The organism is Streptomyces sp. NPDC046866 (genome assembly GCF_040704625.1).
GTDB lineage: Bacteria > Actinomycetota > Actinomycetes > Streptomycetales > Streptomycetaceae > Streptomyces.
On sequence record NZ_JBEYXN010000059.1, the window covers coordinates 1 to 6,955 of the forward strand.

The following is a 6,955-nucleotide window of genomic DNA, read 5'->3' on the forward strand; positions in this document are numbered from 1 at the left end:
GATCCAGCGGTTCGCCAGCGGGCGCAGCGGCCCAGGCGCCTGCTGGCTGGGGGTGGCTGGCTCGGGCGCGGGTAGCAGCGCGGAGGCCTCGGTGATGGTGTGCTCCACCTGCTGCAGTTCGCGCTCCAGGAAGGCGCGCATGGCGCGGTGGTGGCAGACAAGGACCAGCCGGACCCCCGTGCGTCGGCGCAGGACGAGGAGCTCTTTGAACCGGTGCGGAGTCAGCAGATGTGCGCGCAGGAGAGTGAGGTGGGTGATGGGGGTGGCGAGGATCCAGGCGGCGGCGATCGACCAGGCCGGTGCGGTATCGAGCTGGCGGTAGCCGTCCAGGGGAACGGGCTTGCCCAGGGCAGCGAGGATGTCGTAGGCGAGCGCGATGACGGAGTCGGTGCCCGGAGTGGGGTGCACCGTGATGCGTCCGTCATGCGGGGCGTGGGAGGCCAGGGCGGCGCGGGTGTGGATCACGTCGTCGTAGGGGTCCAGGACCACGGTGACCGGTGGCGGGTTCGGGCAGTGGAGCATCAGGCCGCCGCGCGGTGGCTCAGCTTGCTGTAAGCCCAGCGCAGCAAGTCCTCGTCCACGCTGCGCCCGGACTCCTTCATCCCGACGGTCAGGTGGTGGGTGATCTTCGCCCACGCCCGGAAGTTCCCGTGGGCCGCTTCCTGGTCGCACAAGGCGATCAGTTCCGGGTCCGCGTCGGCCCAGATCGGGTGAAAGGCCGGGACGACAGCCAGGACCTCGTCCAGGGACATCCGGTCGATCTCCTGCCATGCGTACACCCTGGACTCCAGCATCGGCTCGCTCTGCAGCATCTCGAAGCAGCCGTTGCCGCCGGTGAAGACGATCGTGAGGTCGGAATCGGCGTCATCCCAGAGGTAGCGCAGGTATTCGAAGCACATCTTGGACAGCCACTGGGCCTCGTCACAGACCAGGACATGCGGCTCCTCCAGCGCGCCGCGCAGCATGCGGTCGAACTCGATCGCATGCGCTGGCGGACGCCCTTGCAGGCCGAGGGCGTGGAACAGCTCGTGGCGCAGGTCCCGGGTCGAGGGGCGCGCGCGGAACTGGATCCGGCGGGTCAACTTCGGCGCGAGCTCGCGCAGCGAGGCGTTGACCGCGAAGGACTTGCCGTTGCCGGCCTGCCCATAGATGCAGATCATCGCCTTCGCCTCGATCGCGGCCCGGATGTTCTCCCTTGCCGTGAGCAGCGCACGGGTGGAGACCACTTGTGCGCCCGGCAGGCGCATGAAGTGGTCCTCCCGCTCCCGGGGCAGGCGTCCCCTGCGTTCAGCGGTAGCCATCTGCTGTCACTCCCTGCTGCCCGAACCGGGCTCGGTATCCGTTGTATCGGCCGGCACAACGGTGGGGCTGCGCTTCGCGGCGGAGGGGGTAGTGCCAGGACCCGGACGGGGCCCGTGCCCAGCCCGCTGGCGGCTCCCGCGGCGGGATCAGGTCCGGCAGCGCGCGGGCCGCCAGATCCGCCGCCTGGGCCCGGACGATCTCGGCCTGCGCCTCGCTCGCGGTCTCCGTACGCCGCCGGCCCGGCGCAGCCGCCGTTGTCGTGGCCGTATAGCGGGTACGGCGCAGCTTCTCGGCCGCCTTCAGGTCCGCCTTCAACGCCCTGGCCCTGCTCTCACGGACCCGGGACAGCGCCCGGCGCTGAGCCGGCGTCGCGGCCTCGGCGAGATAGGCACTGCCCAAATGCCGGCCCCAGCCCTCGGCGGAGAACACCTCGATCCGCCCGTCGAAGTGCGGCAGGTACCGCAGCCGTACCTTCGTGCCGACGTGGCCGGCCATCCAGTCCGCGATATAGGCGCGGCGCCTCCAGGAGACCCCGTTCGTGGAGATCTTCCGGATCCGGCCGTCGTCCTCCAGCGCAAAGAACGCCAACCGTTCCTCCGGGACGTCCTCGACGGGTGCCGGGTCCGCCTCCCAGGCCTGCGCAGGGGTACGGCCGCCGGTGAGGCCGGAGGGGCGGTGCTCGGTGTTCCACCAGGCCACCCAGTCCAGCAACACCTTCACGAAGTCGGGGTAGGGCAGCAGGTCCTCCACTGTATCGGGCCGGTACGCCTGCGCGGGCCGGGCGCGGCGGGTGTACCCGGGGAGGGAGACGAGCAGCATCTCCTCGACCGCACCGTTCAGCGCCTCCACCGTGCCTTTGCGGTAGGGCTTGTACGCCGGGAGATCATCGACCGGGACCGCGAAAGCGCCCAGAGCCCGCGACACCGCCTTCGACAGGAAGTCCTTGCCCCGGTCCACCCGCACCCGCCCCGGCAGGCCCCCGAACGGCCCGTAGGGCTCCTCGCGGCTGATCCCCGTGCGCAGCGCGGCCAGGACCGCCTCCCGGGCCGGCTGATGCGGGGTGACCGCCACCCCCACGATCACCTTCGACGCGACATCGATGAACCACGTCACCCACGGACAACCACCGCCCCGTCCAGAGCGACCCTGACCGGGATCCGCTTGTGATCCCCTCCCAGCACGCGTTCCGATGCACGGGAGGGCGTTTGCCGTACACGTCATACCGACGGCGTGCCGCCTCCCCGCCCTTCAACCCCGCCCGCTCCCCCGGCGACAGGTCCTGACGCACGGCACGCTGCAGCGTACGAAGAGAAGGAACCGCATCCGGTGTACCAGCCGCAGCAGCCTCAGCAACCAGTTCCCGGTGCACTGCGGCCACGTTCCCGCCCCACACCACCAGACGCACACGCAGATCGGGAGTCACTGTGGCCCGGCCTGGCGTCCAAGCCGACAACCGGCCCTCACGCCGGGCCACCGCCACCCAGTTCCACACCGTCCGCAGCGACACCCCAACAGCCTGAGCAACCGCACGCGCATGCTCCGTGGCCAGCTCTCCCCGCGAATCGAGTACCACCAACCGCGCCACGGCATCCTCACGCCCCGCACCCCGGCACCACGGCATGTCCTCGCCAGCAGAAATCTCATCGGCCACCCACACACCCCCAGCCCAAACCCCGCACCATGCGGCTGTCCACGCGCAGAGGTGTCCATCCCGACACGCCGGTCAGGCCAACACGAACGAATGAAGCTGACCCCCTACTTCACCGCAGGCGGGCGGACTATCGCTACCCGGACGCGGACTACCGACCCGATCGCGGCTCGATGAGCAGGGCGTCCATGGGCTTGCTGCGATGCGGGCGCAAGACCTCCAGCCAGGTCACTCCGCCGTCCAGGAGACGGCCCATGTAACCAAAGCCGTTCCACCCCAGATCGACGAAGCAACGCTCGGCCTGCTGCTCCCGGCCGAACAGCCTCTGGCCGTGCAGCGTCACCTCCCCCAGATCTACGCCGTGCTGCTCCAACGCCACCAGGGCGCACGTCGCTGCGCGGCGCAGAGGGCTCGTCTCCACCCACCGCCGCCGTACATGCCAGGCGGCTTCAGGGTCTTCGAGCTCCCCATCCACCAGCCGCAGCGGCATAATGCTGATCTTTCCCTTCGCGTGGCGGCCGAACAGCTCGATCCTTGCCGCGCGCGGCACGAGGCTCTCCAGCCCTTCGAACTCCGCAAGCATGTGGTCCCTGGGCGCTGTCCCGGCTTCGGGATCCGCTGTCAGGGAGGCAAGGCGCTCGCGAGCCAGAGAGAACGGCTCGCCCTTACGCCACAGCAAGAACAGCTCGAAGCCCTCGTCCTGCAGACTGCTGCGGCCGCGGAATTGGAAGGAGATACCCCGGGTGCGGCCCCTCAGGGCCTGCCGCATCCCCACGTAGGAATCACGCCCGTTGATCGAGGCATGGAGCGACTCTCCGAGCCAGCGCTTGTCCGTACCGTGCTCGATGACGACGTCGACATCGTTCGGCTCCAGCGCACCGCGCGCGTACGACCCGAAGACGTACACCTCCTCCACCAGGCCCAGCGGCCAGTCACCACCCTCGAGCCGCGTGATCATGTCCGCCAGCAGACGCGTCGCCCGCTCCCGCTTCACCCCGCGGCTCCCTCTGCATACGTGGCGCGGAACTCCTGCGCCACCACGAAAACAGAACCGGGCACCGCACGCGGCTTCCCGTCCAGCAACGTCTGTCCAACGACGTCCGCCGCGGCCCTGCCCCGCTCCATCCGATACTCCTCGACGGCGGCTGAGAACTCCTCGGGGATCTCCCGCCGGTCCACCACACCCGCCACAGCGGCCTGCGGAAAGAAACCGCCGAACGTCTGCAGCCGCGACCACCCCAGCGACCGGCCGGCCTTCCGCAACGCCGAACGGATCAGATCGACCCCGCCCAACTCCTCTGCCTCGTCAACCCCGAGCCGGAGTTCGTACGACCCGCCGAAGCCACCCCCACCCGGCGGACACGAACGACGCAACAACGGCACCAACACAGCGACAAGACGCTCATGACGCGGATCACCCGCAAACGACGGCATCCACCGAGCGTAGCCAGACACAACAGGCCCCCACCCAGCCTTCCGCCATGCCCACCCACAGGGGCGACAAGCACCCCACACAGCAAACGACACCAGCCTTCACCGGCACCCCCGTACCACCGCGCCCCAGCCCAGCGCCAGCGAAAACCCATGACGCACACCCAGTGCACATCACACGACGCCCATCACGGGTGACGCGGAGGTTCGCCCGGCAGACCGAGCGCGAGAAAGAGGTCGTGGCGCAGCGCTCGGGCCGTGGGACGGGCCCTGAAGCTGATCCGGCACACCTCCTCGCCACGGGTCCGCTCAAGCTCACGCAGGCAGACGTTCGCGGCGAGCGTCTGCCTGCGTGAGCCGGGCCGTGGAGACACATCATCGCTCTGGCGTCGATCGTGTCGGTGATGTTCTCCCTCGCGGCCAGGAGCGCCCGAGTCGATGACGACCGTGGCGTCCGCGAGCTGGGTGTAGTGGTCGGTCTCTCGCGGCGGCAGTTGGCTCGTCATCGCTTCTCCTCTCGGACGGCGTGGCGCAGGGAGGCTGGGGTGTTCCAGTCGTCGGGTGGTGGGGCGGGCGGGATGAGGTCGGGCAGGGCCAGGGCGGCCATGTCGCTGTCTGCGGCCGCGTCGAGCTCCCGGTCGGCTTCGGCCGCTGTGACGGCGCCCAGGCGCTGGGCGGGCGTGGGAGCGGTGGCTGGGGCGAAGCGCTGCCGACGCAGGGCCGCGGCCTTCTTGGCCTCCTCGCGCAGGCGGCGGGCCCGCACAGCGCGGGTGCGGCGCAGCTCGTCGAGCTGTTCGGGGGTGGCGGCGTCGGCGAGGTGGGCGGTGCCGAGGTGACGGCCAGCCGGGTCGCAGACCTCGATCTCATGGTCGTGGTGGGGCATGTGCCGGATCCGAACGTGGCGGCCTGCCTGGCCGGCCATCCACGCACCGAGGTAATCCCGGCCCCGCCAGCGCACGCCGTGGCTGCTCAGCTTCCGGACCCGGCCGTCGTCCTCCAACATCAGCCCCCACAAAGCAGCCTCGGGGATGTCCGAGAGAGGCGTGGGGTCGGCCTGCCAGGCCTCGACGGGGGTCCGGCCGTTCAGGCCGGCTGGGCGGTGCTCGGTATTCCACCACCGTGCCCACTCCAGGATCTCGGCGGTGAACTCAGCGAACGTCAGCGACACCGGATCGTCGAGGTCGGGCTTCTTCTTGGCGGGCCGAGGCTTGGGGGTGAGGGTGTAGCCGGGCAGGACGGCGAAGAGCATGCGGTCCGCACACCGGTTGAGGTTCTCCACCGTGCCCTTCAGATGGGGGCTGTAGGCGGGCAGATCCTCGAACTTGGAGTTCAGGACGCCGAAGGCGCCCAGGACCGTCTTCGACAGGAAATCCCGGCCGCGGTCGACCCGCACGTGCTCAGGGATACCGCCCGCGGGCCCGTATGGGCCGGTACGCAGCACGGCGCGCGCGCAAAGCTGCCAGGATCGAGGCCCGTGACGGATGGCCGGGAGTGACCGCGGTCCCGGTGATGGTCTTCGTCGCGACGTCAATGAACCATGTCACCCACGGGCGCACCAGCTCCCCGTCCGCGTCAACCACAAGCGGCGCCTGGACGTGGTCGGCCTCCCAGGTCTGGTTCCGCCACTGCGTCGGGCGACGCCCGAACACATCGTGGGCCCGGGCAGCCTCCGGCCCGCGGGCCAGACCCGCGCGCTCACCCGCGGACAGGTCACGGCGCACCGCGCGCGGGAAGGTCGACAACGACGGCACCGGATCCAGCAACGGCACCGCCTCCATCGGCGCACCGCCTGGAACCGGCATGGCCGATTTCCCCGCTGCGACCCCGGCCCGGACGACCAACTGCCGGTGGACCGCCGAGGCGTTGCCCCGCCAGTACGCGAGCAGCACCCGTACCTCCGACGTCACCTCGAACCGGTCCAACCGACCGAGCACCCGGAACAGCCCCCGCGCCGGGATCGGCTTCGGCCTACGCGAGCCACCGCCACACCGTCCGCTCCGACACCCCCAGACACACCCCCGCAAGGCGCACATGCCCCCGCGAAAGACGCCCCTGGGCCCGCAGCCCCAACAACCGCTGCACAGCAGGACCACGCAGCGCCACCAAAGCCGGGCCCTGGAGCACCGGCTCGGGCGCGTCCAACGACGGCTGGCCTTCCGTCCCGCGTGAACCGACCATGGAACCGACTCCCTGTCCCTCGCCTGGCTTTCCCTTCCACTCCCATGCCGCTGCTCGTCACGGGTAGGGGCCCAGACGGGCGCAGGCCTGCTCGATCAACGCACGGTCCACGCGTATGTCCCGGCCACGCTTGGCCAGGGCGTAGACGTGGGAGGTGATCTTCACCCAGGTACGGAAGTTGCCCCGCGCCACCGTCGTATCCGCCCATCCCACATCCGCCGGATCGACGCCCTCCCACACGTCATGGAACAACGCCAGCGTCTCCGCGAGCCGCTCCTGATCCAGCCCGGGAACCTGGTGGTGCGCCACCCGTCCGCGACGTGACCGAGCCGCGCCGCGCACCGTTGGACCAGGCGTCCGACCGTCCAGGAAGAGCCCGCAGGGAGCACGCCGTGC

The 6,955-nt window shown here is 70.2% G+C and carries 8 protein-coding genes and 1 pseudogene; all 9 read right to left on the reverse strand.

Translation table 11 applies throughout. The features are described from left to right. Positions 1 to 522: pseudogene (locus AB0953_RS35205) on the reverse strand (hypothetical protein); the annotation flags it as partial. Beyond that, entirely contained in the window at positions 522 to 1,301 is a 780-nt protein-coding gene (locus AB0953_RS35210; protein ID WP_366863682.1) for an ATP-binding protein, read from the reverse strand. The gene AB0953_RS35210 and the pseudogene AB0953_RS35205, both read right to left, overlap by 1 nt. Continuing rightward, entirely contained in the window at positions 1,288 to 2,415 is a 1,128-nt protein-coding gene (locus tag AB0953_RS35215; RefSeq protein ID WP_366863683.1) for a transposase family protein, read from the reverse strand. The genes AB0953_RS35210 and AB0953_RS35215 overlap by 14 nt, the downstream gene beginning before the upstream one ends. A gap of 686 nt (positions 2,416 to 3,101) precedes the next feature. Next, positions 3,102 to 3,944, reverse strand: coding sequence for a nucleotidyltransferase domain-containing protein (locus tag AB0953_RS35220; protein ID WP_366863684.1), 843 nt, complete (start codon positions 3,942 to 3,944; stop codon positions 3,102 to 3,104). Then, positions 3,941 to 4,384 (reverse strand): hypothetical protein, encoded by a 444-nt coding sequence (locus tag AB0953_RS35225; RefSeq protein ID WP_366863685.1) that lies wholly within the window; start codon positions 4,382 to 4,384, stop codon positions 3,941 to 3,943. The genes AB0953_RS35220 and AB0953_RS35225 overlap by 4 nt, the downstream gene beginning before the upstream one ends. Positions 4,385 to 4,569: 185 nt before the next feature. Further along, entirely contained in the window at positions 4,570 to 4,887 is a 318-nt protein-coding gene (locus tag AB0953_RS35230; protein ID WP_366863686.1) for a hypothetical protein, read from the reverse strand. Then, positions 4,884 to 5,774 carry a Mu transposase C-terminal domain-containing protein gene (locus AB0953_RS35235; protein WP_366863687.1) on the reverse strand — a complete coding sequence of 297 codons (891 nt, stop codon included), beginning with the start codon at positions 5,772 to 5,774 and terminating at the stop codon, positions 4,884 to 4,886. Before AB0953_RS35235 ends, AB0953_RS35230 begins: the two co-directional genes overlap by 4 nt. Positions 5,775 to 5,778: 4 nt before the next feature. Further along, positions 5,779 to 6,303 (reverse strand): hypothetical protein, encoded by a 525-nt coding sequence (locus tag AB0953_RS35240; protein ID WP_366863688.1) that lies wholly within the window; start codon positions 6,301 to 6,303, stop codon positions 5,779 to 5,781. A gap of 313 nt (positions 6,304 to 6,616) precedes the next feature. Then, positions 6,617 to 6,955 (reverse strand): hypothetical protein (locus AB0953_RS35245; protein WP_366863689.1); only part of this gene is annotated, 339 nt, incomplete at its 5' end.